Source organism: Mesorhizobium sp. CO1-1-8, assembly GCF_020164875.1.
GTDB lineage: Bacteria > Pseudomonadota > Alphaproteobacteria > Rhizobiales > Rhizobiaceae > Mesorhizobium.
The window spans coordinates 197,590-220,588 of the sequence record NZ_JAIUGZ010000005.1 but is presented as its reverse complement, the minus strand read 5'-3'; the positions used below and the strand labels follow the sequence as shown (position 1 = coordinate 220,588).

27 protein-coding genes and 1 tRNA gene are annotated in these 22,999 nt (G+C 65.1%); 11 read left to right on the top strand and 17 right to left on the bottom strand.

The window, feature by feature from the left end; all coding sequences use genetic code 11:
- Window positions 1-125: 125 nt before the first annotated feature.
- Window positions 126-1,307 carry an FAD-dependent oxidoreductase gene (locus tag LB558_RS12650; RefSeq protein WP_263495247.1) on the top strand — a complete coding sequence of 394 codons (1,182 nt, stop codon included), beginning with the start codon at window positions 126-128 and terminating at the stop codon, window positions 1,305-1,307.
- On the opposite strand, the gene LB558_RS12645 is transcribed toward LB558_RS12650, so the two are convergent.
- Complete coding sequence (locus LB558_RS12645) at window positions 1,255-2,001, bottom strand: glutathione S-transferase family protein (RefSeq protein WP_224697854.1); 747 nt, start codon at window positions 1,999-2,001, stop codon at window positions 1,255-1,257. The two genes, LB558_RS12650 and LB558_RS12645, sit on opposite strands and share 53 nt — an antisense overlap.
- Before the next feature lie 100 nt (window positions 2,002-2,101).
- Here LB558_RS12645 and LB558_RS12640 point away from each other — a divergent pair, with 100 nt between their 5' ends.
- From LB558_RS12640 to ilvC, 3 genes are all read left to right on the top strand, one after another.
- The gene (locus LB558_RS12640; protein ID WP_224697853.1) at window positions 2,102-2,560 is read left to right on the top strand and encodes a MarR family winged helix-turn-helix transcriptional regulator; all 459 of its coding nucleotides are present in this window, start codon (window positions 2,102-2,104) and stop codon (window positions 2,558-2,560) included.
- 151 nt (window positions 2,561-2,711) lie between these two features.
- Window positions 2,712-3,365, top strand: a complete 654-nt coding sequence (locus LB558_RS12635) for a TetR/AcrR family transcriptional regulator (RefSeq protein WP_224697852.1) — start codon at window positions 2,712-2,714, stop codon at window positions 3,363-3,365.
- A gap of 26 nt (window positions 3,366-3,391) precedes the next feature.
- Window positions 3,392-4,411, top strand: a complete 1,020-nt coding sequence (gene ilvC / locus LB558_RS12630; RefSeq protein WP_013531065.1) for a ketol-acid reductoisomerase — start codon at window positions 3,392-3,394, stop codon at window positions 4,409-4,411.
- A 103-nt stretch (window positions 4,412-4,514) separates the two neighbouring features.
- On the opposite strand, the gene LB558_RS12625 is transcribed toward ilvC, so the two are convergent.
- Window positions 4,515-5,081: a BA14K family protein gene (locus LB558_RS12625; RefSeq protein ID WP_224697851.1), complete on the bottom strand. Its 567-nt coding sequence runs from the start codon at window positions 5,079-5,081 to the stop codon at window positions 4,515-4,517.
- 189 nt (window positions 5,082-5,270) lie between these two features.
- Here LB558_RS12625 and LB558_RS12620 point away from each other — a divergent pair, with 189 nt between their 5' ends.
- Together LB558_RS12620 and LB558_RS12615 are read left to right on the top strand one after the other, a co-directional pair.
- Window positions 5,271-6,398, top strand: coding sequence for an endonuclease/exonuclease/phosphatase family protein (locus LB558_RS12620; RefSeq protein WP_224697850.1), 1,128 nt, complete (start codon window positions 5,271-5,273; stop codon window positions 6,396-6,398).
- An 18-nt stretch (window positions 6,399-6,416) separates the two neighbouring features.
- Entirely contained in the window at window positions 6,417-7,133 is a 717-nt protein-coding gene (locus tag LB558_RS12615; RefSeq protein WP_224697849.1) for a hypothetical protein, read from the top strand.
- On the opposite strand, the gene LB558_RS12610 is transcribed toward LB558_RS12615, so the two are convergent.
- A complete protein-coding gene (locus LB558_RS12610) occupies window positions 7,130-7,372 on the bottom strand; it encodes a hypothetical protein (protein WP_224697848.1) in 243 nt (80 codons plus the stop codon). The two genes, LB558_RS12615 and LB558_RS12610, sit on opposite strands and share 4 nt — an antisense overlap.
- A gap of 169 nt (window positions 7,373-7,541) precedes the next feature.
- Here LB558_RS12610 and LB558_RS12605 point away from each other — a divergent pair, with 169 nt between their 5' ends.
- Window positions 7,542-7,904, top strand: coding sequence for an ArsR/SmtB family transcription factor (locus tag LB558_RS12605; RefSeq protein ID WP_183451130.1), 363 nt, complete (start codon window positions 7,542-7,544; stop codon window positions 7,902-7,904).
- A complete protein-coding gene (locus LB558_RS12600) occupies window positions 7,885-8,406 on the top strand; it encodes an SRPBCC family protein (RefSeq protein WP_224697847.1) in 522 nt (173 codons plus the stop codon). The genes LB558_RS12605 and LB558_RS12600 overlap by 20 nt, the downstream gene beginning before the upstream one ends.
- Window positions 8,407-8,518: 112 nt before the next feature.
- On the opposite strand, the gene LB558_RS12595 is transcribed toward LB558_RS12600, so the two are convergent.
- The 3 genes from LB558_RS12595 to LB558_RS12585 are packed head-to-tail and all read right to left on the bottom strand — an operon-like array spanning window position 8,519 to window position 11,743.
- Entirely contained in the window at window positions 8,519-9,736 is a 1,218-nt protein-coding gene (locus LB558_RS12595; RefSeq protein WP_224697846.1) for an ABC transporter permease, read from the bottom strand.
- Window positions 9,733-10,446 (bottom strand): ABC transporter ATP-binding protein, encoded by a 714-nt coding sequence (locus tag LB558_RS12590; RefSeq protein ID WP_224697845.1) that lies wholly within the window; start codon window positions 10,444-10,446, stop codon window positions 9,733-9,735. Before LB558_RS12590 ends, LB558_RS12595 begins: the two co-directional genes overlap by 4 nt.
- A gap of 4 nt (window positions 10,447-10,450) precedes the next feature.
- Window positions 10,451-11,743, bottom strand: a complete 1,293-nt coding sequence (locus LB558_RS12585) for an efflux RND transporter periplasmic adaptor subunit (RefSeq protein WP_224697844.1) — start codon at window positions 11,741-11,743, stop codon at window positions 10,451-10,453.
- 101 nt (window positions 11,744-11,844) lie between these two features.
- Here LB558_RS12585 and LB558_RS12580 point away from each other — a divergent pair, with 101 nt between their 5' ends.
- On the top strand, window positions 11,845-12,753 hold the full coding sequence (locus tag LB558_RS12580; protein WP_224697843.1) for a PhzF family phenazine biosynthesis protein: 909 nt from the start codon (window positions 11,845-11,847) through the stop codon (window positions 12,751-12,753).
- 106 nt (window positions 12,754-12,859) lie between these two features.
- Window positions 12,860-12,935: transfer RNA gene (locus LB558_RS12575), tRNA-Lys, on the top strand.
- Window positions 12,936-13,056: 121 nt separating this feature from the next.
- Here LB558_RS12575 and LB558_RS12570 read toward each other — a convergent pair.
- The 8 genes from LB558_RS12570 to cbiE form a co-directional block, all read right to left on the bottom strand.
- Window positions 13,057-13,368, bottom strand: a complete 312-nt coding sequence (locus LB558_RS12570) for a hypothetical protein (protein WP_224697842.1) — start codon at window positions 13,366-13,368, stop codon at window positions 13,057-13,059.
- Window positions 13,369-13,652: 284 nt separating this feature from the next.
- Complete coding sequence (gene cobT, locus LB558_RS12565) at window positions 13,653-14,663, bottom strand: nicotinate-nucleotide--dimethylbenzimidazole phosphoribosyltransferase (protein ID WP_224697841.1); 1,011 nt, start codon at window positions 14,661-14,663, stop codon at window positions 13,653-13,655.
- Window positions 14,664-14,700: 37 nt separating this feature from the next.
- Complete coding sequence (gene cobS, locus LB558_RS12560) at window positions 14,701-15,477, bottom strand: adenosylcobinamide-GDP ribazoletransferase (protein WP_224697840.1); 777 nt, start codon at window positions 15,475-15,477, stop codon at window positions 14,701-14,703.
- Window positions 15,478-15,480: 3 nt separating this feature from the next.
- Window positions 15,481-16,794 carry a cobyrinate a,c-diamide synthase gene (locus LB558_RS12555; RefSeq protein WP_224697839.1) on the bottom strand — a complete coding sequence of 438 codons (1,314 nt, stop codon included), beginning with the start codon at window positions 16,792-16,794 and terminating at the stop codon, window positions 15,481-15,483.
- Complete coding sequence (gene cobA, locus LB558_RS12550) at window positions 16,791-17,609, bottom strand: uroporphyrinogen-III C-methyltransferase (protein ID WP_224697838.1); 819 nt, start codon at window positions 17,607-17,609, stop codon at window positions 16,791-16,793. The genes LB558_RS12555 and cobA overlap by 4 nt, the downstream gene beginning before the upstream one ends.
- Window positions 17,606-18,370 carry a precorrin-4 C(11)-methyltransferase gene (gene cobM / locus LB558_RS12545; protein WP_224697837.1) on the bottom strand — a complete coding sequence of 255 codons (765 nt, stop codon included), beginning with the start codon at window positions 18,368-18,370 and terminating at the stop codon, window positions 17,606-17,608. Before cobM ends, cobA begins: the two co-directional genes overlap by 4 nt.
- Window positions 18,367-18,867: a cobalamin biosynthesis protein gene (locus LB558_RS12540; protein ID WP_412033465.1), complete on the bottom strand. Its 501-nt coding sequence runs from the start codon at window positions 18,865-18,867 to the stop codon at window positions 18,367-18,369. The genes cobM and LB558_RS12540 overlap by 4 nt, the downstream gene beginning before the upstream one ends.
- Entirely contained in the window at window positions 18,864-20,105 is a 1,242-nt protein-coding gene (gene cbiE / locus LB558_RS12535; RefSeq protein WP_224697835.1) for a precorrin-6y C5,15-methyltransferase (decarboxylating) subunit CbiE, read from the bottom strand. The genes LB558_RS12540 and cbiE overlap by 4 nt, the downstream gene beginning before the upstream one ends.
- A 1-nt stretch (window position 20,106) precedes the next feature.
- Between cbiE and LB558_RS12530 the strand changes: the two genes are divergently transcribed.
- Complete coding sequence (locus tag LB558_RS12530; protein WP_224697834.1) at window positions 20,107-20,874, top strand: cobalt-precorrin-6A reductase; 768 nt, start codon at window positions 20,107-20,109, stop codon at window positions 20,872-20,874.
- On the opposite strand, the gene LB558_RS12525 is transcribed toward LB558_RS12530, so the two are convergent.
- From LB558_RS12525 to LB558_RS12515, 3 genes are read right to left on the bottom strand one after another with little or no spacing between them, the layout of a single operon-like run.
- Entirely contained in the window at window positions 20,838-21,602 is a 765-nt protein-coding gene (locus tag LB558_RS12525) for a precorrin-3B C(17)-methyltransferase (RefSeq protein ID WP_224697833.1), read from the bottom strand. The two genes, LB558_RS12530 and LB558_RS12525, sit on opposite strands and share 37 nt — an antisense overlap.
- Window positions 21,599-22,369 carry a precorrin-2 C(20)-methyltransferase gene (locus tag LB558_RS12520; protein WP_224697832.1) on the bottom strand — a complete coding sequence of 257 codons (771 nt, stop codon included), beginning with the start codon at window positions 22,367-22,369 and terminating at the stop codon, window positions 21,599-21,601. The genes LB558_RS12525 and LB558_RS12520 overlap by 4 nt, the downstream gene beginning before the upstream one ends.
- On the bottom strand, window positions 22,366-22,998 hold the full coding sequence (locus LB558_RS12515; RefSeq protein ID WP_224697831.1) for a precorrin-8X methylmutase: 633 nt from the start codon (window positions 22,996-22,998) through the stop codon (window positions 22,366-22,368). Before LB558_RS12515 ends, LB558_RS12520 begins: the two co-directional genes overlap by 4 nt.
- Window position 22,999 lies beyond the last annotated feature (1 nt).

Sequence of the window (22,999 nt, the reverse complement as noted above, 5' to 3'; positions counted from 1 at the left end):
CGCTAAAGCCCCGGGGTGCGGCTTGATTTCGTCGGGCTGCTGAAGGATTGTCCCCCAGTTCGGCTTGGGGGCATGGCATTTCCTACGACATCGCAATAGCAGGCGCCGGGCCGGCGGGGCTGGCCATGGCGCTCTATCTCAAGGGCGCCGGGCATCGGGTCACGGTCTTCGAGCGCTTCGATGAGCCGAAGCCGGTGGGCTCCGGGCTGATCCTGCAGCCGACAGGGCTGACGGTCCTGGCCGATCTCGGCTTGCTTGATGACATACTGGCGCTGGGCGCTCGCATCGACCGCCTGCATGGCGCCGATGCCACGAGCGGCCGTACCGTGCTCGATGTCCGCTACGATGCGCAACGCGGTGGCCGCTTCGGGCTGGCGGTGCACCGGGCGGCCTTGTTTGGCGTGCTCTTCCGCGCGACGCAGCGCGAAGCGATCGCCATCGAAATCGATGTTGAGATCGAGGCCTTGGAGACTGGCGAACGGCCGACGCTGATATGCGGCAACGGACGAAGGGCAGGGCCGTTCGACCTCGTCATCGACGCCAGCGGTTCGCGCTCGAAACTGCGCCGCGCAAGCACTCCAGGCGAGCCAAGAGCGCTCACCTATGGCGCGTTCTGGGCCTCGCTTGGTTGGCGCGGCGACGGTTTCGATGAGCACGCGCTGCTGCAACGCTATGACAGGGCGAGCGTGATGATCGGCGTGCTGCCGATCGGCCGGCCACAGCCGGGTGCTGAAAAGATGGCGGCCTTCTTCTGGAGCCTGAAGCCGTCGGACGCCGATGAGGTGCGCGTCCGGGGACTGAATGCCTGGAAGGAGAGGGTGGTCCGGCTATGGCCGCAGAGCGAGGCGTATACTAGCCAGATCGACAGTTTCGACCAGCTCTCGTTGGCGCGCTATGGCCACCACACGATGAAGCGGCCGGTTGGGCGGCGGCTGGCCATCATCGGCGACGCGGCGCACTCGACCAGCCCGCAGCTCGGGCAAGGGGCCAACATGGCGCTGCTCGACGCCGCCGCGCTCAGCCATGCGCTGGCGCGGGCGCCAAATGTGGAGGCGGCACTGGAAGCCTATGTGAGGGCGCGGCGCTGGCATGTCCGCATCTTCCAGGCGCTGTCGCTGGCATTCACGCCGTTCTACCAGTCGGATTCGGCGGCGTTGCCCTTCATCCGCGACCGGCTGGTGGCGACGGTGGCAAAAATCCCGCCGGCGCCGCAGTTTCTCGCCTCGATGGTGGCCGGTACGGTGATCGATCCGTTCAAGCGGATAGGGCTGGTCGAAGCGCGGTGGCTGGATCGTTTTGCTGGATGAGGCCTGAAAGGTACGATCCCCTGGCTTGCAGGAAGGCATGCAGGCGCTGCGGGTAGTCCGGCGCAACGGCGTGCTTGATCGACGGGCGTTCACTCAAGGCTTTGCGCCAGGCTCGGACGAGCGGTTTGCCGTCAAGGATGCCGAAATCACCGATCCGGTCGAAGGCATCGAGATAGCGGAAGACCGGACCGTAAACGGCGTCGACCAGCGAAAAGTGCTTGCTGGCGAACCAGGGGCCGCCAGGCTCGTCCGCCAACTCGGCTTCGAGACGATCGAACATGGCGGACAGCGCGCTGGATTCGGCCAGGAAGCCGGCGTCCGTCGAGGCCGAATAGAACCGGCCTATGGCGTTGAGGGTTGCCGAACCGAACTCGATCCAGGCGCGATGCCGGGCACGGGCGTAGGGGTCGGCAGGGTGGAGGGGATTGGCTTGCGTCTCTTCGAGGAATTCGAGGATGACGGCCGATTCGAAGATCACCGTTTCCTCGCCGTTTCGCTGCACGCGCAGCAGCGGCACCTTGCCGAGCGGCGAGATCGCCTTGAACCAGTCCGGCTTGTTGGCGAGGTCGATATCGACGCGCTCGAAGGGCACGCCCTTTTCGGCCAGCGATATCGCGGCGCGCTGCACATAGGGGCAGAGGTGATGGCTGACGAGAATGAGCTTGTCGGCGCGTTTGCAGATTTCGTGTTTCATCGGATCGGCTTTCCAAGGTTAATGCAATTGCATCTATGTAGATGCGCATGCATTAATCGTCAAGCTTGATGCAACTGCATCTATCGTCTAAGGCTGCGCCATGACCGAGAGAGCCACGCCTTCGCCCGAAGCCATCAAGGCCTGGGCTCGCCTGATGCGCGTATCGCGCCAACTGATGGAGAGCGCCGAAGAGGCGTTGAAGACCGCCGGTCTGCCACCGCTTGCCTGGTACGATGTGCTGCATGAGCTCGCCGAGGCGGGCGAGGACGGGCTGCGGCCGTTCCAGCTCATCGAGCGCACGCTGTTCGCGCAATACAACATTTCGCGCCTGCTGGCCCGGCTCGAGGCCGATGGGCTTGTCGAGAAACTGCCGGTGGCCGATGACGGCCGTGGCCAAACCATCCGCATCGCGGCCAAAGGGCGAGAGACACGGCGCCAGATGTGGGCTGTCTACGGGCGCTCGATCGCCGAACTGGTAGGCGCCAAACTCTCGGCGGATGAATTGACCATGGTCTCGGCACTGCTTGGCCGGCTGCGCCATCCGCCAGCCAGCGATTGAGCGAGGCTTGTCGCGCCAACGCCCATCCACTTTACAGATATTTTGCTCTCCTCCTCTTGCGTGCGGCCTCGGAATGCGCAATATGCCGAACCGTAACGTACGGTACGGCTTGCCCCAGTGACCGGCTGACCTTGCCTACCGAGAGAAGAGCGTGTTGCACAGCGTGCCCGACATCGACACCAGCGAAGCGCTGACGGAGCGGCAGAAGGCCGTGCTCGACGCCGCGTTGCGGCTGCTGGTCGAGGAGGGCGACCAATTGACCATGACCGCCGTGGCGCGCCGCGCGAGCTGCTCCAAGGAAACGCTCTACAAATGGTTCGGCGACCGCGACGGGCTGCTGACGGCGACTGTGCAGTGGCAGGCTTCGAAAGTGCGGGTGGCGCCGGTCGACGGCAAGGGGCTCGATCTTGCCTCGCTGACCGCAAGCCTTGAGCGCTTTGCCTCGGATTGGCTCAAGGTGATTTCGAGCGACACATCAATCGCGCTCAATCGGGTGGCGGTCAGTCATGCCGGTTCCGGCAAGGACAATCTCGGTGCCGTGGTGCTGGAGAACGGCCGCTTCGCATTGGCCAAACGGCTGAAGCCGGTGCTTGAGGCCGGCCGACGAACCGGGCATTTGGATTTCGCGGACGCCGAGACGGCGTTCCGCACCTTTTTCGGGCTGGTCGCCCGCGATGTGCAGATCCGTCTGCTGCTCGGCGACCGGCTGGAATTGACTGAGGCGGCGATCGGCGGCGATGCCGCGCGGGCGACGCAGCAGTTTCTCGCTCTTCATGGAGCAAAAACCGGGCCGCAGGGCCTCTGATTTGTAAAAACGGGAAGGAAGACAAAATGCGCGTCTATTACGATCGTGATGCCGATCTCAATCTGATCAAGGGCAAGAAGGTCGCCATCATCGGCTACGGCAGCCAGGGCAGGGCGCATGCGCTCAACCTCAAGGATTCCGGCGCCAAGGAGATCGCCATCGGCCTCAAGGCCGGCTCGGCGACCGCCAAGAAGGTCGAGGCCGACGGGCTCAAGGTGATGAGCGTGGCGGACGCCGCCAAATGGGCCGACCTGATGATGATGGCAACCCCGGACGAACTGCAGGCCGACATCTACAAAAACGAGATCGCGCCGAACATCCGCGATGGTGCCGCTATCGCCTTCGCGCATGGCCTCAACGTGCATTTCGGCCTGATCGAGCCGAAGTCGACGGTCGACGTCGTCATGATCGCCCCGAAGGGGCCCGGCCACACGGTGCGCGGCGAATACCAGAAGGGCGGCGGCGTGCCTTGCCTGGTCGCCGTCAACCAGGATGCCTCGGGCAATGCGCTCGACCTGGCGCTGTCCTACGCCTGTGGCGTCGGCGGCGGCCGTTCGGGCATCATCGAGACCAATTTCCGCGAGGAATGCGAGACCGACCTGTTCGGCGAGCAGGTCGTGCTGTGCGGCGGTCTGGTCGAGCTGATCCGGGCTGGCTTCGAGACGCTGGTGGAAGCCGGCTACGCGCCTGAAATGGCCTATTTCGAGTGCCTGCACGAGGTCAAGCTGATCGTCGACCTGATCTATGAAGGCGGCATCGCCAACATGAACTACTCGATCTCGAACACCGCCGAATGGGGCGAATATGTCTCGGGTCCGCGCATCATCACCGCCGAGACCAAGGCCGAGATGAAGCGCGTGCTGAAGGATATCCAGACCGGCAAGTTCACCTCGGAATGGATGCAGGAATATCGCGCCGGCATGTCGCGCTTCAAGGGCATCCGCCGCAACAATGACAGCCACCAGATCGAGGAAGTCGGCGCCAAGCTGCGGGCGATGATGCCGTGGATTTCCAAGAACAAGCTGGTCGACAAGGCCAAGAACTAAGCGAAATTCACAAGCGCTCGAAAACAGCAGCTTTCGTGAACAAAAAACGGCGCCATGTGGCGCCGTTTTTTCATTTTGTCGGTCAGCTCAGCTGCAGGCCAGTTCATCGATAGGGTGAATAGCACTGCTGGCGCGGGCCGTTATAGGGCTGGAAGGTATTGTCGTAGGCCCGGTACGACCGGTAGCGGTTGTAGCACCATTGGACATGAGCGCTGGAAAGCCGTCCCGCGCGGTAGTAGCGGCGCGGCGCCGGCCGGTCATAGTAGTCATAGTTGTTATACATGCTGCCGAGGCCGAGCCCCAGGCCAAGGCCCAAAATCGCGGCACTCGCGCCATCATCGTAGTAACGGCCGCCGCGATAATGATGGCGATGATGGCGCCAACGCCAGTCGTCTCCGCCATTCCAGTTACCGCCGCCACCGTTCCAGTGTCGACGGCCGCCGTTCCAATTGCCCGATCGGCGCCATCTCCAATTGTCGTTGTTGAACTGGCGGTTGTTGCCGCCGGCCCAACTGTCGCGGACCGGCGTGACATTCGGCGCCGCCGTGCTGGTGGGGATAGACATGTCCGGCTGCATGATCGGCCCGGCGGCGGACGGTGCCGTGATGCCGGAGAGGATACCAAGGGCTATCAGCCCCGATTTGACCGTGGAAGAAAAGAGCGAATTCATTGCACTCTCCAAGAGTTACAGGCCCCACGCCCACCCGAGGAATGGGGCAACAATGGATGTTTGCATCTGAACGGCGGATGAACGGAAAGGTTCCGTCAACCATGACGCGAACGTACCCAGGACCAATCGATCTCAGATGGTGGTCCTGCGCGCTTGTTTTCCGAAGCACTTGCGGGCAAAGGTCATGACATGTCGCTGCGCCTTGCCACCTTCAACGTCGAGAACCTGATGAACAGGTTCGATTTTTCCGGCTATCGCAACCAGCTCAACGAGGATCGAACGCTGGCGCTGTTCGATATCCAGAGCGAGGCGGAATACAGGATGCTGGAGCAGGCCCGCGCCATCGCCCAGTCCGACGACACGCGCCAACTGACGGCGCTGGCAATCGCTGCCACCCGGGCCGACATCATCTGCATGCAGGAGGTCGACAACATCGAGGCGCTGAAGGCCTTCGAATATGGCTATCTTTTCAAGATGGTGGGGCAGGGCTACCGGCAGAAATACACCACATCGGGCAATGATTCGCGCGGGATCGACGTGGCCGTGATGATGCGCAATGAGACCGCGCAGGGCCAGCCGATCGAATTCGTGCGCATGACCAGCCACGCCTATGTCACCTACGAGCAGTTCGGGCTGCACACGCCGGAACTCGAGGCACTGGGCAATCAGGCCAATGAGCGCATTTTCCGGCGCGACTGCCTGGAGATCGACGTTACCGTGGGCGGTGTGCCGCTGACGCTCTACCTCGTGCACTTCAAGTCGATGGGCTCGCCGCGCAACGGGCTTGACGGGCGCGAGGCGACGATGCCGGTGCGCATCGCAGAGGCGCAGGCCGTGCGCCGCATCATCGAGGAGCGCTTCGGTGGGGACACCGCTGACAAAAGTGGGGCCGCCGACAAACGCTGGGCGATCTGCGGCGACATGAACGATTACCGCCAGCGCGTGAAGGTGGCCGGCGACGCGATCGACGGCTATCGCTTCGAGGTGGTCGACGAAGCCCTGTCCTGCATCAACGTGCTGACGGCAGGCGGCTTCTGCGAAAATGTCGTCGAGCGGCGGCCGGAGATGAACCGCTGGAGTTTTTACCACACGCGCGGACCGGAAGAGCGGCATCTGTGCCAGCTCGACTACATCCTGCTGTCGAAGGGGCTCGCTGCCAGCAACGCAACGGCTGTTCCCGACATCGTTCGCAATGGCCAGCCCTGGCGCACCATCTTTCCGCCGGGGCAGGAAGTGGAGCGCTTTCCGCGCGCCGGCTGGGACCGGCCGAAGGCATCGGACCATTGTCCGGTGGCCATCACCCTGGATATGGCCTGAGCTGCGTTAGAGCGCGAGATGAGCTTCGACCTGCCCCGCAATGTCATCCTGCCGGTCGACGACATCGACGTCCGGCTCGATCCCGGTCCGCACCCTTTCGCAAGGGACAATGCAGCGGCGATCGCCGAGAACTGGCAGCACGAAATCGCTGCCAATCCGGCGCTGTTCGACGGCATGGTGGTGCTGCTGTCGCAACTAGCCTACCGCGACAGCCGTCTCGTCGGCCGCTGCCATGCGGTCAACTACTCGACCTTCATGCTGTGGCGAAAACGGCGCGAGAATTCGGGCGCCGAGCATGCCTATTCCCATGCCATGCTGGTGGCCGGCGACAATGCGCTGGTGGCGATCCGCATGGGGCCGCACACGGTGAACGCCGGCAGCGTCTATTTCGCCGCCGGCTCGTTCGAGCCTGTCGATTTTCGCGACGGACTGGTCGACGTCGATTTCAACATGATCCGCGAGGTGCGCGAGGAAACCGGTCTCGACCTGTCAGGCGCTGAACGCGGCAAGCGCTGGCATGCCCTGTCGACCAACAGCGGCACGGTGATCTTCCGCCGCTATCACCAGACGGCCCCCGCCGACGAGATCGCCCGGCGCGTCTCGGCCTTCGTCGCCACCGAGACCGAGCCGGAGATCGAGGGGCCGGTGATCATCCGCCATGCGGCAGACCTGCCGGATGGGCTCTCGGCGCACATGAAGCCGCTGATCGAGTGGCATTTCGCAAACGGGAATTAAGGGCGCGTCTTGTTCTGCGCCGCGTTGCGATCGTTGCGGGCGGCGACGAGGAACAAGATGAAGCCGATGCCGAGCAAGCCGCCCATCGCCATTCCCATGGTCTGGCCGACGACTGCCTGGAAATCGGCTGTGACGCGATCGGGATTGGCCATGCCGTAGCGGGCGAGATACCACCAGAGGCCTGCGAGGAAGGCCTCGATGATGACCATCGCCAGGATCAGTCGCGCCTTCTTGCTCATGCGTTATTCGCCCCGACCAGAGATATCTTTGCCTTAAAGCCTGGGGATCGCCGAGTCGATCGAATCTGCATCGAAATGAGGTCGGTTTGGCAGTGAAGGCCGCCGGCAATGCAGCGCGCGCTGGGCCTCCCCTTGCATACCGCCAATCCGTCTGCTAATACTGAACCATATGGTTCAGTATTCTCGGATCCGCTTAGATGCCTCGTTCGCCGCGCTCTCGGACGCCACCCGACGCGGCGTTCTGGAGCAGCTCGGCCGTTCGGACGCTTCGATCACGGAGCTTGCCGAGAAATTCCACATGACCCTCACGGGCATGAAGAAGCATGTCGGCGTCTTGGAGCAGGCGGGGCTCGTCACTACGGAGAAGGTCGGGCGCGTGCGGACCTGCAAGCTCGGCCTACACGGACTGGAGGAAGAGGCGGCATGGATCGAGAGGCACCGTCGGCTCTGGGACGCACGCTTCGACGAGTTGGACAAGGTTGTCGAGGAATTGAAACGGAAGGAGAAAGTCGATGGACGAAAGAAGAGATAGCAAGCCCAGCCCTATGAAGAACCGCACGACGGTGGAACGGAAGTCTGAGCGTGAGCTCGTCGTTACGCGAACCTTCAACGGTCCGGCGCGCATCGTTTTCGAGGCGTGGACCAAGCCCGAGCTGTTCAAACGGTGGTGGGCGCCGAAGTCGATGGGCATGTTCCTGCGTTCCTGCGAGATGGATGTTCGTGTCGGGGGCGGGTACCGCTTGGTGTTCGGCCACGATGCCTCAAACGCTGCCGAGTTCTTCGGTAGGTATATCGAAGTGACACCGCACTCGCGCCTGGTCTGGACCAATGACGAAGGTGGTGACGGTGGCCCCGTCACCACGGTGACCTTCGAGGAAAAAGGTGGCAAGACGCTGCTGGTCCTGCACGAACTCTATCCCTCGAAAGAAGCTCTCGACGCTGCCGGCACCGGGGCGGCGGATGCGATGGACGAGCAGTTCGAGCAGTTGGACGAGCTTCTCGTCACGCTGGGCACGGGCGAGGGACGGTCATGAAGTCGTCCGTGCGTGGAACAGCTTTGACCGGTCGTTGATCGGACTGCGACAGCGTTGTCAGCAAGCATCCAAGGTTGTGGATGGGGGTCGCTTTGGCGGAGTTGGCCTGGGCTTACTCGTGCCTGAGCGCGTCGATCGGATCGAGCCTGGCGCCGCGCAGCGCCGGGAAGAAGCCGAACACCATGCCGATTAGCGCCGAGAAACCGACGGCGAGCAGGATGACCGCCGGGCTCGGCGAGAAGGGGATGGTCAGCATCGCGGAGGCGAAGCCGGCCAGCCCCAGGCCAATCAGGATACCGATGATACCGCCGAGCAGCGACAGCACCGTCGCCTCGACCAGGAACTGGATGAGGATGTGCTTTTCATGCGCGCCGATTGCGAGCCTGATGCCGATCTCGCGGGTGCGCTCGGTGACCGACACCAGCATGATGTTCATGATGCCGATGCCGCCGACCAGCAGGCTGACGCCAGCGACCGCGCCCAGCATGCCGGTCATGGTGGTGGTGGCGCTGGCCATGGCGTCGGCGATCTGGGTCATGTCGCGGATGGCGAAATCGCTTTCGCGGTCCGGCGTGATGCGGCGTGCATCGCGCAAAATGTCCTCGACGCGCGGCTGCAACTCGCTGGTCGGCGTTCGGTCATCGGCGGCGATGTAGATGTTGTCGATGTCGCGGTTGCCTGCGATGCGGCGCTGATAGGCATGCAGCGGCATCAGCACGACATTGTCCTGGTCCTGGCCGAAGCCGGTATAGCCCTTGGGCTCGAGCAGGCCGATGATCTTGCAGGAGGTGCGGTTGACGCGGATGATCTCGCCCTCCGGATCGCCGGCGCCGAAGAATTGCTGGCGCACCGTCTCGCCGATCAGGCACACGCCGGTGCCTGAGCGGGTTTCGGAATCGCTGAACGGACGGCCCGACACCAGCTTCCAGTCGCGCGCATCGAGATAGGCGCTGTCGGTGCCGGTGACGCCCGAGGTCAGGCTCTCCGTGCCGAAGATGACCCGAACCTGCTTTTGCGAGGCCGGCGAAATCGCGCGGGCACCGCTGAGATGCGCAACCAGCGCCGCCAGGTCCTTTTCGGCCAGCGGACGCACCGCCTGATCGAGCCCGCCCGGAGCGCCTGGGCCGGCCGGACGGCCTGAGCGGACCACCAGCAGATTGCTGCCGAGCTTGGAGATGTCGGCCTTGACCTTTTGCGTGGTGCCGGAGCCGATGGTGAGCATGGCGATGACGGCGGCAACGCCGATGACGATGCCGAGCAAGGTCAGGAACGAGCGCAGCACGTTGCGGCGGATCGAGCGGAGTGAGAGGCGGACGGTTTCCCAGATCATGGTTCTGCCATTTCCAGGTTCGCGGTGTCCGAGGCGACGTGGCCGTCGAGGAAGCGGATGGTGCGCTCGGCATATTCGGCGACATCAGCCTCATGCGTGACCATGGCGATGGTCAGGCCAAGCTCGGTGTTGAGCCGGGTCAGCAGCTCCATGATCTCGTGCGTGCGCGCGGTGTCGAGATTGCCGGTCGGCTCGTCGGCGACGAGCAAGGTCGGGCGGGTGACGATGGCGCGTGCGATCGCCACGCGCTGCTGCTGTCCGCCGGAGAGTTCTGCCGGCGTGTGGTGCTCGCGGCCGACAAGGCCGACCTCCGCCAACGCCTGCATGGCAAGGTCGCGGCGCTCGCGCGCGGCGACGCCGCGATAGATCAGCGGCAGTTCGACATTTTCGGCCGCCGTGGTGCGGGCCAGCAGATTGTAACCCTGGAAAACGAAGCCGACATAGAGGTTGCGCAGCATGGCACGGCGGTTGCGGTCGAGGCGGCCGGCGTCGATGCCCATGAAGGAATAGGTTCCGGCCGTCGGCGTGTCGAGGCAGCCGATGATGTTCATCGCCGTCGACTTGCCGGAGCCGGACGGACCCATGATGGCGACGAATTCGCCGCGCCCGATCGCAAGGTCGACGCCCGCCAGCGCATGCACCTTGGCCTCGCCCTGGCCATAGCTTTTCCAGACCTTGTCGAAGGTGATGAGGGTCGCGCCCGCAGCCACGGCATCAGCTCCGCTGCTGCGACGCGGTTATGACTTGCGCGCCTTCGTCCAGTCCCGAAAGGATCTCGGTCAGTTCGCCGTCGGTGGAGCCGATCTTGACGTTGACCGGGTGCGGACGCCCGTTCTCCAGCACGTAGAGCGTGCGCGAACCGTCGGTGGGCACTGTGGCGGCCTGGCGCTGGCGATTGCCGCCGGGGCGGCCCATGCGGCCGGTGAACAGGTCGCTCAGGCTCCAGCCGCGGGCGGCCTGCTGGGCAGGGCGATAGCGGAAGGCGGTGGCCGGCACGGTGAGCACGCCCTTGGCCTGCTTGGTGACGACCGAAACGGTGGCGGTCATGCCGGGCCGCAGCAACAGCTCGTTGTTGTCGACCTCGAGCCGCGCATTGTAGGTGACGACGCCGTCGGTGGTGACGGAGGCATAGGAGATATCGCGGATCTCGGCATCGAACGGCCGCTCCGGGAAGGCATCGACGGTGAAGCGGGCGTGCTGGCCGGACTTGACCGCGCCGATGTCGGCCTCGTCGACCGCCGCCACAAGTTCCATGTTCCTAAGATCGGCGGCGATGATGAACAGCACCGGCGCCTGCAGGGAGGAGGCGACCGTCTGGCCGGGATCGACCGAGCGCGTCAGCACGATGCCGTCGATCGGCGCATAGATGGTGCTCTTGGCAAGGTCGGTCTGCTGCGCCTTGAGGTCGGCCTGGGCGATGGCGAGGTTGGCCTGCGCACTGTCGAGCGCTGCCTTGGAACGGTCGCGCGTGGCGGTTGCTGCTTCAAGCGACTGGTCGGTCGCCATGCCACGCCTGGTCAGTTCGGCGGCGCGCACCAGCGCCTTCTCGTTTTCGGTCAGCGTAACCGTGGCGTCCTCGACGTTGGCGGCGGCGGCCTTGGCCGAAGCTTCGGCGCGCTCGATCTGAACTTCGAGTTTCACCGTGTCGAGTGTCGCCAGCACGTCACCCTTCTTGACCTGCTGGTTCTCCTCGGCCGAGACCGAGCGGATGATGCCGGACAGTTCGCTGGAAATGTCGACCTGGGTGAGCGGCTGCAGCGTGCCGGTCGCCGACACCGCAACGGTGAGGTCGGCCTTGGCGGCAGGCACTGTGGTGTAGTCAATCCTGGCCGGCGAGCCGGCATACCACTGATAGACGCCAAGCGCGGCAGCGAGCGCGATCAACGCCAGCAGCGCATAGAGCCAGCCGCGCCGGCGCGACTTGCGCCGCCCCGTCTGGTCGAGCCCGAGCGCCGTCTCGATGGCGGAATCCGATTCCGTCTTTGGCAGATTGACAATCTGGTCCACGCTGGACCCCTATAATGCGCAGTGTCCCTATCTGTGCACAGATCAGGCTTACTGGTTCAAATATCAAATTAAATTTCGCCCATGTTTGGATTGAGGCAGGAATGAAAACCCGGAATTACTTGCTTTACGATGTGTTTACGACCGAGCGACTGGCCGGTAATCCTTTGGCTGTCGTGCTGGACAGCAAGGGATTGGACACGGCCGCGATGCAGGCCATCGCGCGTGAGTTCAACCTGTCCGAATCGGTGTTCGTGCTGCCGCCGGACAATCCCAAGCACAAAAACCGCATCCGCATCTTCACGCCCGACTATGAAATGCCATTCGCCGGCCATCCGACGGTAGGCGCCGCGATCGCGCTGGCCGAACTGGCTGAGGAGGGCGGCGCCGGCATTTTCGTGCTGGAAGAAAATATCGGCCCGGTGCGTTGCGCCGTCAGCAAGCACGACGGCAACACCTTCGCCGAGTTTGACCTGGCGAAGCTGCCGGAGCCGCTGGAGCTCGAGGCCGACCCGGAGGCGATCGGTGCAGCCCTCGGGCTGACGCCGCATGAGATCGGCTTCGAGAATCACCGCGTCGCGTTCTGGTCGGCGGGCGTGCCCTACGTCACCATTCCGGTCGCCAATCTCGAGGCGGCGGGCCGCATCCGGCTGGACAACCAGGCCTGGTCGGAACTGGCGCCGCGCAAGAGTGAGTGGGCCTTCGCTAGCCCCTATGTCTACTGCCGCGAGACGGTGAACCACGAAAGCGCCTTCCATGTGCGCATGATCGTGCCTGGCACGCCTTCCTATGAGGATCCGGCGACCGGCTCGGCGGCAGCGGCTTTTGCCGGCGCCATCATGCATTTCGACGCGCCGACCGACGGCATTTCGCAGCTGTGGATCGAGCAGGGGCTGGAGATGGGCCGGCCATCGCGCATCCGTCTCGAACTGACCGTGCAAGGCGGAAAACTGGCCTCGGCGCGCATCGGCGGCAATGCGATCAAGGTGGCGGAGGGCAAGCTTTTCGTCTGATCGAACGCCTGCTTGGTCGATTTGTCGGGAAATGATTCCGGCAGGGCTGGACAGGACCGATGGTGGCGGCTATATGCCCGCCAACGCCGGTTTTTGCCGGCCGAGTGGGTGCGTAGCTCAGTTGGTAGAGCAGCTGACTCTTAATCAGCGGGTCCACAGTTCAATCCTGTGCGCACCCACCAAATTCTAACAAAATCAGTTTGTTGGACGAGGTGAGGGACCCTGACGGATGCAGGCGGAAGTTCGTGTCCGCACTATATCCAAATATTTTGGGCCGGCACCCACACTTTTCCGCATCATGCTCTAGACGCGTGTCATACCATTCTCCCGGCTGCCAAAATGTCGTGCTGGCGGCGGCCGGTCAGTGCTTGACCCTCGGTCTGATCCACAGCCCACTTCGATGATTCCCACCAGTGCGCGGACAAACTCAACCATATCGTTTGCCGTGATGGCTGCCTTGTCGGGGGTTTGCCCGATGTGCTCGGCGGCTTCGCAACATGCGCGCCGGATGAGATCGTAGTGTATATCCCTTTCATCCTCCGGCAATGCCGCCAACTTCATGGCTCGGCTATGAATCAACCGCAGCAATAGTTCGAGAGCTGCTTCGACACTCATGCGTTTGCTCCGCATTGGTCGAGCGTCCCGGCGCTTGAGGGCGCGCGTTTGGAACGTCCGATGAGGAGGCGTTTCCCGTCCTCGTATGGAAGGCTGCATCACAGTCGTTAATATATTCTTTCTTGCTAATATACCCTTCGTTGAGCCTGCAGAAAGGCCGAGTGGCGCCGGTGACTCTTCTTGCGGTTGAAATTTCACTCAGTCCGAGCAAGGACATCGCGAACTCCCCTGTTTTTGGGGCTCCGAAAATTTATGAGGGTTTGTACATCAAGGCGATCCGCGCATTACTTCTCCGAAACGCCAGCCTCGGCAAAACTTGCCATGCGGGCATGGCACTCCAGCGCTGAACGGACGATGTTGACGGCGAGGCAGGCGCCGGAGCCTTCTCCGAGCCGCATGCCGAGATCGAGCAGCGGCGGCAGGGCGAGCGCTTCGAGCAGGCCGCGATGGCCCGATTCGGCCGAGACGTGCGCGGCAATGGTGTGGGCGAGGCCGGTCGGATGCAGCTTGGCCAGCGGGGCCGCGGCGGCGGTGCAGACGAAGCCGTCGAGCAGTACGGGGATGCCCAGATGGCGGGCCGCCAGCGTCGCGCCGAAGATGGCGGCGAGTTCGCGGCCGCCGAGCGCGGCAGCGATAGCAAGCGGGTCGGCGAGGGTGGCGGCGTGGCGCTTCAGGCCGGCTTCGATGGCGACCACCTTGCGCTTCAGGCCGGCGTCGTCGACACCGGTGCCGCGCCCGGTCCATTTTTCCGCACCGCCGCCGAACAGAGCGGCTGAAATGGCGGCCGCCGGCGTGGTGTTGCCGATGCCCATTTCGCCGAAGCAGATGAGGTCGAGATCTTTTGTCACCGCGTCATAGCCGGTCGATACTGCGGCGAGAAACGCCTTGTCGTCCATCGCCGGCACTTGCGTGAAATCGCCGGTCGGACGGTCGAGATCGAGCGGGATGACGTCGAGTTCAGCGCCGGCCATGCGGGCAAGCTGGTTGATGGCGGCGCCGCCGCCGGCGAAATTGGCCACCATCTGCACGGTGACTTCCGAGGGATAGGCCGACACGCCTTGCGAGGTGACGCCATGGTTGCCAGCGAACACGAAGACTTTGACGCGGTCGAGTTTTGGCATGTCGCGGCCCTGCCAGCGCGCCAGCCACGCGGCGATCGTCTCCAGCCGGCCAAGGCTGCCTTGCGGCTTGGTCAGCGTGTCCTGGCGGCGCGCAACTGCATTGGCGGCAGTGTCGCTGCCGGCCGGCAGGTCGAGGCAGGCGACGCGCAATTCACTAAGCGATTTGAAGGGCATGGGGGCAAAGTCTCCGAAAGGGAATCAGGCCAAGGGATCAGGAAAGCGCCACGGAAGCGACGAGCAGCACCGCGATCTCGCTCGCCTGCTGCAAGGCGCCGATCGTGTCGCCGGTCTGGCCATCGATCTGGCTGAGGCAAAGGGCACGGAAGGCGGCAAACAGCAGGCCAAGCAGGATCAGCGCGAAGATGGCGCCGCCCAGCCCAAGCAGGAGCAGCGGGATCGCGCCGAGCACGGCGCCGGCCACGGCGGTTTCCTGCGAGACCGTGCCGGCGTCGGCCGAAAGGCCATCGATCCGCGCCGGGGGCAAGAGATGCATGAAGGCGCCAAGCAGGCCGCGCGAGGCCGCGTGCGCGGCCAGCAGGGCGAACAACGCCTGTGTGGGGTCGACGAGTTGCGAAAGCGCGCTCCAGCGGATCAGCAGCGACAGGCCCAGTGCCATGGCACCGTAGGCGCCGATGCGGCTGTCGCGCATGATCTCGAGTTTGCGGCCGCGCGATTTGCCGCCGCCAAAGCCGTCGGCGACGTCGGAGAGGCCGTCTTCATGCAGGCAGCCGGTGGCGAGCACTGTTGCGACGAGGGCGAGGGCGGCCGCCGGACCCATGGCGAGGCCAAACCGTTCCGCAGTGGCAAAGACGATGGCGCCGATCAGACCGACGACAAGGCCGGCGATGGGGGCGGCCCAGATCGCGGCGGCAAGGCTGCGGCCGCGGAAATCGAAGACGGGCAGAGGCAGACGGGTGAAGAAGACCAGGCAGAGCGCGATGTCGTCGACGATCTGCCGCGGTGAAAGAGCCAGGTTCTTGAAGTTCATGCTCTAGCCCCTCGCAATCGCGTGGAAGAAGGTGCCGCTGACATGGCCGCGCCGGTAGCCAGAGGCGCCGATCGGATTGCCCTGGCCGTCGGCCAGGTCGGCGAGCGGCTCGTCATTGCCGGTGGCAGTCATCTGCGCATAGTGGAATTCGTGGCCACGGATCAGGGCGCCGGCCGAGCCCAGCGGGCAATCGGCGCGCAGCCGCGCCTCTCGGTAGCCGAGGTTCATCTTGCGTTTGGCGAAGCTGGTGGAATGGCCGAGCAGGCCGAGCATCGCATGGGTTTCGCCTGACGCGTCCTCCAGCGCTTCGCCCAGCACCATGAAGCCACCGCATTCGCCATGGACCGGCTTCGTCGCGGCGAAACGCGCCATCCCGGCGCGGAAATTCGTGGCCGCTGCAAGGCGGGCCGCGTGAAGTTCGGGATAGCCGCCGGGCAGCCAACAGACGTCGCAGTCCTCGTCGGGTGCTTCGTCGGCGAGCGGCGAGAACGGGACGATTTCGGCACCGGCCTTGCGCCAGTACGCCGCGACATGCGGATAGAGGAAGGTGAAGGCGGCATCCTCGGCCAGCGCGATCCGCTGACCGGGTGGCGCGAGCGCGTCGTCGAAACCGCCGGGCGCTGGGGTGAAAGGTGTCGCCAGGGCCATGATAGCGTCGAGGTCGAGCGACTTTTCCGCCATGTCGGCCAGCCGGTCGAGATGCGCCATCAGGTCGTCATACTCACCGGCCTGGACGAGGCCGAGGTGGCGCTCGGGCAGGTTGAGCGTGGGGTCGCGCAGGATGGCGCCGACGACCGGCAGGCCGATCGCCTCGATGGCGTCGCCCGACAGCCGGCGGTGACGCTCGCTGCCGAGCCTATTGAGCACGACGCCCGCCATACGCACGTCCGGATCATAGGTGGCAAAACCCTTGGCGACGGCTGCTGCGGTGGTCGACTGGCCGGAAACGTCGAGCACTAGCAGCACCGGCAGGCCGTAGAGCCGCGCCAGGTCGGCCGCCGAACCGGTGCGGCCTTGAGCTGCCGGAATGCCGTCGAACAGGCCCATGGCGCTTTCGAGGATGACGAAATCGGTATCGTCGGCGGCCTGTGCGGCGAGCGCGTTGAGCAGCGATGGCGGCATCGCCCAGCTGTCGAGATTGACGCCGGAAAGGCCCGTGGCGGCGGTGTGGAAGCCGGGGTCGATATAGTCGGGGCCGGATTTGGCGCCGCGCACTTTCAGCCCGCGCCGGGTCAGCGCGCGCAGGATGCCGATGGCGACGCTGGTCTTGCCGGAGCCGGAGCGCGGCGCGCCGATTATGATCGCGCGCGCCGTCATGCTTGCCCCGCCAGCGCCGCGCGCATGGCAACGATGCCGCCGACGATGATCAGCGCCGGGGAGGCGAGGCCGGCGGCCGCGGCTTCCTCGGCGATGGTGGCGAGCGTGGCAACGACGGTCCGTTCCTGCGGCGTCGTCGCGGCGACGATCACTGCCGCCGGCGTTGACGGCGCCAGCCCGCCATCCAGCAGTGCGGCTGATATCAGCGGCAGATTGGCCATGCCCATATAGACGACGACAGGCTGGCCGGTGCGGGCGATTGCCGCCCAGTCGAGATCGTCATCGGTGCCGGCGGCATGGCCCGTCGCCAGGATCACCGCCTTGTTGATGCCGCGCATGGTGGCCGGGATGCCGGTGGCGGCCAAGGCACTCAGGCCGGATGTCAGGCCGGGCAGCACGCGGAACGGGATGTTTTCGCGTGCCAGCGCCAGAGCTTCTTCGCCGCCACGGCCGAAGATGTAGGGGTCGCCGCCCTTCAGCCTGACGACACGGCGGCCGTCGCGCGCCAGCCGCACCAGAAGGGCGGTGATGTCGTCCTGTTTCATCGACGGTTTTCCGCCGCGCTTGCCGGCGAAGAAAAGCTCGGCATTTTCGGCAACGGCGACAACATCAGGCGAGACCAGCGCGTCATAGACCAGCGCATCCGCCTCGGCCAACGCCGCCAGCACTTCCAGGGTCAGGCAGCCGGGGTCGCCGGGACCGGCGCCGGCCAGCCAGACATGGCCGGGCTCAAGCCGGCGCGGCTTGAAGTTTAGCCGGGACAACGCCTGTTCGAGCGTGGCGTTTTCGCCGGTATTTTTGGTGCTGCCGCTCACAATCCGTCCCGTCCGCGAAAACGCCGCTGGTAGTGGGCGTCGTACAATGAACTCTCGCCAAAACCTTCCGCCGCCAGCGAGCGGCCGACGAAGATGATCGCCGTGCGCTCCATCGGATCGGCTGCGAGCAGCGCTTCGATGGTGGCAAGCGTACCGGTCAGCACGCGCTCGTCCGGCCAGGAGGCGCGGAAGACGATGGCCACCGAGCAATCGCCGCCATAGTGCGGCGTCAGTTCGGCGACAACACGGTCGATGGCGTGGATGGCCAGATGAATGGCCAGCATGGCGCCGGTGCGGCCGAAGCCGGCCAGCGTTTCGCCGGGCGGCATTTGTGAGGCGCGCCCGGAAATGCGGGTCAGCACCAGGCTTTGCGCGACTTCGGGAATGGTCAGCTCGCGGCGCAGTGCAGCGGCAGCGGCGGCGAAGGAGGGCACGCCCGGCGTCAGCGTGTAAGGGATGCCATGCTTTTCCAGCCGCCGGATCTGCTCGGCAACGGCGCTCCACACCGACAGGTCGCCGGAATGCAGGCGGGCGACATCGTGGCCGGCCTTATGCGCCGCGACATACTCGGCCTCGATCTCGTCGAGGGACATCGGTGCGGTGTCGATCAGTTTTGTCCCCGGCGCGCAGTGCTGCAGCAATTCGGGCGCGACGATTGAACCGGCATGGAGGCAGACAGGGCAGCTGGCCAGCAGCCTTGCGCCGCGCAGCGTGATGAGGTCGGCCGCACCCGGGCCGGCGCCGATGAAATGAACGGTCATGGCGCATCTCCGCTGATGGCGATGGCGCAGGTGACCGGGCCGAGCACCGTGTGGGGGCCGAGCAGTTTTGCCCCAGCGCCGGCAACGGCGAGGGCTGACGCCTCGGAAACCGAGGGCGTGCCGGTGAGTTCTTGCGAGAGATGGCGCGAGGCGGCCCCCCCATCCGGCCCTTCGGGCCACCGTCTCCCCGTTGGGGAGAAGAGACTGGCTGCGGCGCCGATAGTCTCCTCTCCCCTCGGGGAGAGGTCAGCCGAGCGAAGCGGAGGCTGGGTGAGGGGGAGCGGCGGTCCGGAGCTGACGACATCGACCACTATCACCGGGAGGTTGAGTTCACGGCCGGCAGCGAAAATAGCTCCTTCGTTGCGTTTGAATTCAGTCGTGGCCAGTGCGGAAAGAGCCGTCATCGCCAACCCATGCGCTTCGAGCGCGGTTTCTATCGCGGCAAGCACGTCCTCGACACGCACACCTTTTCGGCTGCCGATGCCCGCGACCATCATGGCTTCACCCAGATCCATTGGGTGACCGGCATGGCCGGCCGCCATGCCTGCATCGCGCCGACGGGCGAAGCGCGGGATATGTTTATCCGCGTGAGATCGCCGCCGAGCGAGACATGGCGGGCAAGAAGCAAGGTTTCCATCTCCAGCGTCACCGCGTTGGCGACAAGACGACCGCCGGCGCGCAGGGCCTTGATGGCAGCGTTCAACACGCCGGCATCGCTGCCGCCGCCACCAATGAAGATCGCGTCCGGCGTGTCCAGCCTGGCAAGTGCCTTGGGCGCGCTGCCTTCCACCACGACAAGGCCGGGAACGCCACAGGCGGCGGCGTTGCGGCCAATGCGGGCGGCGCGGATCGGGTCGGCCTCGACGGCAATCGTGCGCATCGAGGGATGGGCCAGCATCCATTCGATGCCGATGGAACCGGAACCAGCGCCGATGTCCCACAGCAACTCGCCGCGCTTCGGCGCCAGCGCCGACAGGGTGATCGCGCGGATTTCGCACTTGGTGATCTGGCCGTCATGGTCGAACAGATGATCGGCAAGGCCTGATGTGAGCGGCAGGATGCGCGCATCCGGACCGGATTCAACTTCGACCGCCAGCACGTTGAGTGGATTGATGTTTTCGAGATCGAAGGCGTCAGCGCGGGCCGTGCGCCGGCTCTCGTTCGGCCCGCCCAGCGCCTCCAGGATCGTCAACCGCGAGGCGCCAAAGTCGAGTTCGGTGAGCAGGCGGGCGATTGCCTCAGGGGCTTGGGCATCCGAGGTCAGTGCCAAAATGCGCGCGCCTGGCTGCAGCAGCGGACGGATCAGGTCGAGCGGCCGGCCGTGCAGCGAGACAGTCTCGGTATCCTGCAGCGCCCAGCCGAGCCGGGCGGCCGCCAGCGAAACGGCTGACGGTGCGGGGATGACATGCATCTCCAGTGGTTTCACCTTGCGGGCGAGGGTGGCGCCGACACCATGGAAGAACGGATCGCCGGAAGCGAGCACGCAGACATTCCGGCCGGCAAGCGCCAGGACCTCAGTCATCTCGGCATCGAAAGGAACCGGCCATGAGCGCGGCTCGCCCTTGGCGAAGGACGCGACCAGCGCCAGGTGCCGCTTGCCGCCGAAGATGATTTCCGCGTCTGCGATCAGTCGCTTGGCCTCGTCGCCGAGACCCGCTAAACCGTCCTCGCCGATGCCGACGACTGTAAGCCATCTTGAGTTGAGCTTGGCACCGTGCGGACCCTTAGCAGGCATGATGACCCACCGCATTCTGATCCTTGGCGGCACCTCGGAAGCCCGGCAACTGGTTGGAAAACTGGCCGCGCACGCCGGCCTGTCGATTGCGCTGTCTCTGGCCGGGCGCACCGAAAGCCCGGTCGCACAAGGCGTGCCAGTGCGAAGCGGAGGTTTTGGCGGTGCCGACGGGTTGGCCGCTTACCTGCGGAAAGAGCATATCGATTTGTTGATCGACGCCACGCACCCCTATGCGGCGCAAATCTCCGCCAATGCCGCGCAGGCCGTGCGCGCTGCCGGCGTGCCGATCCTGGCTCTGCGCCGCCCGGGCTGGGAACCTGTCGAGGGCGATCGGTGGACGCTGGCCGCTACCGTTGCTGACGCGGTGCAAGCGCTTGGAGCGGCGCCGCGCCGCGTCTTCCTGGCGCTGGGCCGGCAGGAGGTTGCTGCGTTCGAAGCGGCGCCCCAGCACCATTACCTGATCCGCAGCGTCGACGCGGTCGACCCGAAGCTGGCGGTGCCGAACGCTCGATATCTGCTGGCGCGCGGACCGTTTCGGGAAGTCGACGAGCGAGCGCTGCTCCAGGAGCAGCGCATCGGAATCGTCGTGTCCAAGAACAGTGGCGGCGAGGCGACCTATGGCAAGATCGCCGCGGCGCGGGCGCTTGGCATCGAGGTGGTGATGATCCGCCGGCCTGATCTGCCGGATGTGCCTTCGGCTGAAACCGTCGAAGCCCTGGCCGCGATGGTCTATCATTTCGTCGAGCCCGCTGCCGAACGCGGCGTGTAGACCAGCGCCGGCTTCTCGCCGCGCTTGATGATCCTTGTTTCCGGCGAGCCGATGATGATGCAGGTCGCCATGTCGGCCTTTTCAGCCTCGACATCGGCCAGCAGATAGACCTCGATGCGCTCGTCCGGGCGGCCGGCGGCGCGACCGAAAATCACCGGCGTGGTGCCGGGCAGGATCGCGGCCAGACACTCGAAGGCGCGGCCGAGTTGCCAGGGGCGCGCTTTGCTGATCGGGTTGTAAAGCGCGATGACGAAGCCGGCGCCGGCCGCCGCCAGCAGGCGCAACTCGATCAGATCCCAGGGCTTCAGATTGTCTGACAGCGAGATGGCGCAGAAATCATGGCCAAGCGGCGCGCCGATGCGGGCGGCGACCGCCAGCATGGCGGTGATGCCGGGCACGACGGCTATATCGACCGCGCGCCATTCGGCCGGGCCGGCCTCGATCGCCTCGCAGACAGCAGCTGCCATGGCGAACACGCCGGGGTCGCCGCCGGAGACGACGGCGACGTCATGGCCCTCGGCGGCTTTGACCAAGGCGTCCTTGGAGCGGGCGAGTTCCTCGCGATTGTCCGAGGCCACGCGGGTCTGGTCCGGGCGCAGCTCCAGCCGGTCGAGATAGGGTTTATAGCCGTAAAAGAATTTCGCGTCGGCGACGGCGCGGCTGGCTTCCGGGGTGACCTGATCGGCATTGCCGGGGCCAAGGCCGATGACGGTGAGGCGGCCGCTCATGCTTGCGCTCCCAAAGCGCCGGGGCGGCCGGACCAGCCGGCGACCAGGACGATGGCGAAGTAGGGCGCCTTGTCGTCCCGCTTGTCGGCAAGTTTCATCGAGACGCTGCCGGCCATGGTGCCGCGCTCGACATAGACGGCGCGCGACAGCTTGGCCGTAGCTTCAAGTGCCCGCCTGATCTTGGGCAGGTTGCGGCCGACCTTCATGATGACGGCGGCATCGGTGTCGGCCAGCCGGCGCGTCAGCTCGAATTCGCTCATCGTGCCGGGCAGCACGGTCAACACGTCGTCGCCCTGGACGATCGGAACACCGGTCTGCGACCAGCAGCCGGACATGGCGGTGACGCCGGGAATGACTTCGGTCGGGAAGCGATGGGCGAGACGGACATGCAGATGCATGTAGGAGCCGTAGAACAGTGGGTCGCCTTCGGAGAGCACGGCAACCATCCTGCCTGCCTGAAGGTGTTCGGCGACCTTTTCGGCCGACTCCTCGTAGAAGGCCGTGATCTGCGAGCGGTAGTCGTCGTGATCCTTGTCGATTTCGGTGGTCACGGGATAGAGCAGCGGCAGTTCCGTCATTTCAGGCCGGAACTGCGCTTCGACAATGGCGCGCGCGTTGCTGTTGTTGCCGCGCTTGGCGAAATACGCCACGACGTCGGCCTCGGCCAGGATCCGCGCGGCCTTCAGCGTCAACAGTTCGGGATCGCCGGGACCGGTGCCGACGCCGACGAGACGGCCCCCTGAACTGGCTTCGGCAAGCGCGTTCACAGGCCGGGCCTCGCCAGTGAATTGAGCGCTGCGGCGGTCATGGCGCTGCCGCCAAGCCGGCCACGCACGATGGCATAGGGCACGCCATAGGAATTTTCGGCCAGCGCATCCTTGGATTCGGCGGCGCCGACGAAGCCGACCGGCATGCCGATGATGGCCGCCGGCTTTGGCGCGCCATCGCGCAGTTTTTCCAGCATGTAAAAAAGTGCGGTCGGCGCATTGCCGATGGCGACCACCGAACCGGCCATGCGCTCGCCCCAAAGATCGATCGCGGCGGCGGAGCGGGTGTTGCCGATCTCCCTGGCGATGTCATGCGTGCGCGGGTCGCGCAAGGTGCAGATCACCTCATTGCCGGCCGGCAGCCTGGCGCGGGTGACACCGTGCGAGACCATCTCCGCGTCGCAGAAGATCGGCGCGCCGGCGGCGAGTGCTTTGCGCGCGGCAGCGACGAAATCAGGTGAAAAAACAAAATGGTTTGATGCTTCGACCTGGCCGCAGGCATGGATCATGCGGATGGCGACATCGGACTCGGCTTCGGAGAAGCGCGACAGATCGGCCTCTGCGCGGATGATGGCGAAGGAGCGCTCGTAGATCGCCGTGCCGTCATGGATATAGTCGTAGGCGGCCATG

Bases quoted from the DNA above. Each gene is read 5' to 3' on its own strand.
- LB558_RS12515 (WP_224697831.1), bottom strand. From the start codon at position 22,998: ATGGCCGCCTACGACTATATCCATGACGGCACGGCGATCTACGAGCGC.
- LB558_RS12525 (WP_224697833.1), bottom strand. From the start codon at position 21,602: ATGAGCGGCCGCCTCACCGTCATCGGCCTTGGCCCCGGCAATGCCGAT.
- LB558_RS12645 (WP_224697854.1), bottom strand. From the start codon at position 2,001: ATGAAACACGAAATCTGCAAACGCGCCGACAAGCTCATTCTCGTCAGC.
- cbiE (WP_224697835.1), bottom strand. From the start codon at position 20,105: ATGCCTGCTAAGGGTCCGCACGGTGCCAAGCTCAACTCAAGATGGCTT.
- LB558_RS12540 (WP_412033465.1), bottom strand. From the start codon at position 18,867: ATGATGGTCGCGGGCATCGGCAGCCGAAAAGGTGTGCGTGTCGAGGAC.
- ilvC (WP_013531065.1), top strand. From the start codon at position 3,392: ATGCGCGTCTATTACGATCGTGATGCCGATCTCAATCTGATCAAGGGC.
- LB558_RS12580 (WP_224697843.1), top strand. From the start codon at position 11,845: ATGAAAACCCGGAATTACTTGCTTTACGATGTGTTTACGACCGAGCGA.
- LB558_RS12555 (WP_224697839.1), bottom strand. From the start codon at position 16,794: ATGACGGCGCGCGCGATCATAATCGGCGCGCCGCGCTCCGGCTCCGGC.
- LB558_RS12650 (WP_263495247.1), top strand. From the start codon at position 126: ATGGCGCTCTATCTCAAGGGCGCCGGGCATCGGGTCACGGTCTTCGAG.
- LB558_RS12610 (WP_224697848.1), bottom strand. From the start codon at position 7,372: ATGAGCAAGAAGGCGCGACTGATCCTGGCGATGGTCATCATCGAGGCC.
- cobM (WP_224697837.1), bottom strand. From the start codon at position 18,370: ATGACCGTTCATTTCATCGGCGCCGGCCCGGGTGCGGCCGACCTCATC.
- cobS (WP_224697840.1), bottom strand. From the start codon at position 15,477: ATGAACTTCAAGAACCTGGCTCTTTCACCGCGGCAGATCGTCGACGAC.
- LB558_RS12530 (WP_224697834.1), top strand. From the start codon at position 20,107: ATGACCCACCGCATTCTGATCCTTGGCGGCACCTCGGAAGCCCGGCAA.
- LB558_RS12595 (WP_224697846.1), bottom strand. From the start codon at position 9,736: ATGATCTGGGAAACCGTCCGCCTCTCACTCCGCTCGATCCGCCGCAAC.
- cobT (WP_224697841.1), bottom strand. From the start codon at position 14,663: ATGCCCTTCAAATCGCTTAGTGAATTGCGCGTCGCCTGCCTCGACCTG.
- LB558_RS12615 (WP_224697849.1), top strand. From the start codon at position 6,417: ATGAGCTTCGACCTGCCCCGCAATGTCATCCTGCCGGTCGACGACATC.
- LB558_RS12600 (WP_224697847.1), top strand. From the start codon at position 7,885: ATGGACGAAAGAAGAGATAGCAAGCCCAGCCCTATGAAGAACCGCACG.
- LB558_RS12570 (WP_224697842.1), bottom strand. From the start codon at position 13,368: ATGAGTGTCGAAGCAGCTCTCGAACTATTGCTGCGGTTGATTCATAGC.
- LB558_RS12640 (WP_224697853.1), top strand. From the start codon at position 2,102: ATGACCGAGAGAGCCACGCCTTCGCCCGAAGCCATCAAGGCCTGGGCT.
- LB558_RS12620 (WP_224697850.1), top strand. From the start codon at position 5,271: ATGTCGCTGCGCCTTGCCACCTTCAACGTCGAGAACCTGATGAACAGG.
- LB558_RS12605 (WP_183451130.1), top strand. From the start codon at position 7,542: ATGGTTCAGTATTCTCGGATCCGCTTAGATGCCTCGTTCGCCGCGCTC.
- LB558_RS12625 (WP_224697851.1), bottom strand. From the start codon at position 5,081: ATGAATTCGCTCTTTTCTTCCACGGTCAAATCGGGGCTGATAGCCCTT.